We start from the raw sequence: 3,471 nt of genomic DNA, 5'->3' as shown, positions 1-3,471 counted from the left end.
TACGTTATTGCCAGACATCGGGCGCTTACCGGTCACTTTGCAAACTCGTGCCATGGTTAGTCTCCAAACTTCTAAAATAGTAAAACGCGATTTATACCACGAAATCCGCCTTCAGTTCAAGTCGTTTGCTGAAAAAACGGGATTTGTGGAAATAAATCTTCTCAATATGTTGCATCTGCGAAACGGTATTTCGCAAAGCCTTAACTTTTCAATTATAACGGATTTCTTTAAAAAAATCATCTGTCGTTTGCGTAGTTGGCGAAATAAACAGGCCGTCTGAACATTTCAGACGGCCTGTTTGTCATCATGCTTTTTTCTTCAACGCCGCATTCAAAATGCAGCCGAGTATAAAGCAGGCTAAAGAGGGAACAACCCACCCTAAACCGATATTGTAAAACGGCAATGCGCGCTCGATGGCAGCAGCGGTGTCGGCATTAAATCCAAACGCGGCCTTATAGGCATCGAGCAAACCGACCAAAAGGGCCGCCATCATGGTGCAGAAATAAACAATACGGCCGCCGCCAAACAATTTATCCGTCAAAGCCAGCAGAATGATGACGATGGTCAGCGGATACAACAGCATCAACATAGGGATGGAAAACTGCAAAATCGCTGACAGGCCTTTGTTGGCCAGCAGGATAGACACCACAGTATTCAGTATCACAAAGGCTTTATAAGAAATACCCGGGCAGAGACGGTTGAAATATTCGGCGCATGAAGTAATCAAGCCAACCGCCGTGCTCAGACAGGCAAGCAGCACCATAACGCCCAGCAGCACAATACCGGCCGTACCGAAATAGTGTTGTGCAGTTTTAGACAAAACCGACGCGCCGTTTTCCTGCAAGCCGATACCGGCCACACCTGTCGCGCCCATATAGCCGATAAACAGGTAAACCACTGCCAAACAAGAAGCCGCCAACACGCCCGAAATCGTCGTAGTCTTCAGCAAGTCTGCACGGTTGTCCACGCCCATGGCGCGAACGGCATCGATGACGATAATGGCAAACACCAGCGAAGCCAGCGCGTCCATGGTACCGTAGCCTTCCAAAATGCCTTTAACCAACGGATGAGTGGCAAAATCGCCTTGCGCCGCCTGCGGCACGCCCATTGGGTTAATGGCGGCATAGCCGACCAATATCGCAATTGACAGCAACAAAACAGGCGTGAGGATTTTACCGATACGGTCAACCAGCTTACCCGGAGAAATCGACAGCCAATAAGTCATACCGAAAAACACCAGGCTGAATACGGCCAATGCGATGTTTTTCCAAGATTCATCAATAAAAGGGGAAATCGCGGTTTCAAAAGACACTGTCGCCGTACGCGGCATGGCAAACAGAGGGCCGATTGCCAAATAAAGCGCCGTGGCAAAAGTCACGCCGTACCAAGGCGCAACACGAGAAGCCAATGCCTCCACATCACGCGAGCCGAAATAGCCGACGGCAATCACGCCCAACAATGGCAAACCTGCGCCCGTCAGCAAAAAGCCAAACATCGCCGAAAGCCAGTTTTCACCGGCCTGCTGCCCTAAAAAGGCTGGAAAAATCAGGTTCCCCGCCCCAAAAAACAGGGCAAACAACATTAAGCCCACTGCCCATAAAGAAGCTTTGGTATGACTTGTCGTCGAATCCATTTTAGTTCTCTTTATTCAAATTTTCGTTATCGGTTTCATCGGCTTCAAGGCCGTCTGAAAGCATTTCGGCTTCATTTGTTTCCAAACCGTCTTTCAGGCTGATTTCGATTTCACCATAATTTTCAGGCTGCACGATACGCACCAAGCCTTCTTTAGCCAATTCCAGCAATGCAATAAAATTGACCACCACATATGTCGCACCCTGCTCCGGCTTAAACAAATCGCTAAACTTGCTGATACCGCTTTCGTTCAAGCAACGCAAAATCGCCGTCATCTGCGCGCGCACAGATATGGTTTCCCGCACCACTTCATGACTGCGCGTATGCTTGGCACGCGACAAAATACCCAACCAAGCCTGCGTCAAATCGGCAACGTACACTTCCGGCAACTTCGCTTCGACCGCAATTTCCAACGGCAGATACGCCCAAGCAAAATCACGTCCGGCACGCGGTAACGCATCCAAACCCTGAGCCGCCAGTTTCATCTGCTCGTAAGCCAACAGACGGCGCACCAATTCGGCACGCGGATCCGCCTCTTCATCCTCAACTTCTTCAGGACGCGGCAGAAGCAGGCGCGATTTAATTTCAATCAACATCGCCGCCATCAGCAGGTATTCCGCCGCCAAATCAAACTGATACGCTTCCATTTGGGCAATATAGTGCAGATACTGCTCGGTAATCTTCACCATCGGAATATCAAGGACATCGATATTTTGCTTGCGGATAAGGTACAGCAGCAAATCCAACGGCCCTTGGAAGCTGCTCAATACCACCTTCAACGCATCAGGCGGAATAAACAAATCCTGCGGCACATCGGTGACAGGCTGACCGAACACCCACGCAACGGTATGTTCAGACGGCGTTGCGGCAGTGGAAGAAATAAGGTGTTCTGAAGGCATGGTTAAAGGGTCTTTTTCTTTTTAAGTTTAGTAAGAAGTTTCATCAACAAAAGGCCGTCCGAAACGAGGACAACCCGTTTTTAATATAAAAATCAGCGGTTTTTACGATTGATTTGTAAAGAAACAATGGCGACGGCAAAGGTCTGGGCCAAGGCCATACCCAACAGCGGCAGGCTGGCGAAAACCGTACCCGCCAGTACCGAGCCAACATCTCGGGACAACACAAAACCATCCCTCGCAAGCATCGCCACTATCAAAGCCAACAGCAGCAAACTTTCGCAGCCGACCAAAAACCAAATCATTTTAACCGAACGGCGGTTGAGCCATTTCATAATACCGGCGTGCAACAGGCTGAATATCACGACGGACAGAAACGGATAAAGAAAAGTGGTGAATGGGCGGTCATAACCGCTTTGCACACACAAATAATCGCCCGGCAGCGTATCGCATTCCATCACATCAAGAAACATCGGATCGACAGCATACATCAATACGCTGAACCATACCGCATAAATCAGACTGGCAATAAAATAGGCTTTGAAAAATCGGCTCTTAACCATCTTCCTCTACCCCTCACTTCCGCCCCGCGATATGCTCCATCGCCGCCTGCGCACAATACAATCCAAACGAAGCCGTTACCAGCATACTCGCGCCGTAGCCCGCGCAGGACAAACCTTGCGGCGCGACATCGGTCGAACACGCTTCGCCGGATTGCGGCGGCGTAATATTCTCGGTTGAATAAACGCAAGGCACGCGCATTTTTTCTTTGGTATCGCGGCTGAAGCCGTAGCGTTTACGCAAGGTGTAGCGCAAGTTGGAAAGCAGCGGATCGTGGGTAACGCGGCTCAAATCGGCGGTTTGGATTAAAGCCGGATTTTTCTGTCCGCCCGCGCCGCCGCTGATAATAAACGGTTGTTTATGTTGCACGAAATACGCCGCC

5 protein-coding genes are annotated in these 3,471 nt (G+C 49.8%); 1 reads left to right on the top strand and 4 read right to left on the bottom strand.

The window, feature by feature from the left end; genetic code table 11:
- Positions 1-280 (top strand): hypothetical protein (locus ACTHUT_RS15890; protein WP_440419031.1); only part of this gene is annotated, 280 nt, incomplete at its 5' end.
- A gap of 24 nt (positions 281-304) precedes the next feature.
- On the opposite strand, the gene brnQ is transcribed toward ACTHUT_RS15890, so the two are convergent.
- The 4 genes from brnQ to ACTHUT_RS15870 form a co-directional block, all read right to left on the bottom strand.
- Entirely contained in the window at positions 305-1,633 is a 1,329-nt protein-coding gene (gene brnQ / locus ACTHUT_RS15885) for a branched-chain amino acid transport system II carrier protein (RefSeq protein ID WP_250599653.1), read from the bottom strand.
- 1 nt (position 1,634) lies between these two features.
- Positions 1,635-2,531, bottom strand: a complete 897-nt coding sequence (locus tag ACTHUT_RS15880; protein WP_137040087.1) for a segregation and condensation protein A — start codon at positions 2,529-2,531, stop codon at positions 1,635-1,637.
- Positions 2,532-2,623: 92 nt separating this feature from the next.
- The gene (locus ACTHUT_RS15875; protein ID WP_250599651.1) at positions 2,624-3,091 is read right to left on the bottom strand and encodes a hypothetical protein; all 468 of its coding nucleotides are present in this window, start codon (positions 3,089-3,091) and stop codon (positions 2,624-2,626) included.
- Positions 3,092-3,104: 13 nt separating this feature from the next.
- Positions 3,105-3,471: tRNA threonylcarbamoyladenosine dehydratase (locus ACTHUT_RS15870; RefSeq protein WP_440419029.1), on the bottom strand; the 367-nt coding region annotated here is incomplete at its 5' end.

This window comes from Neisseria sp. P0022.S010 (assembly GCF_051956635.1).
Note: the sequence above shows the minus strand (reverse complement) of the source record. Positions and strands in the feature narration are given on the sequence as shown.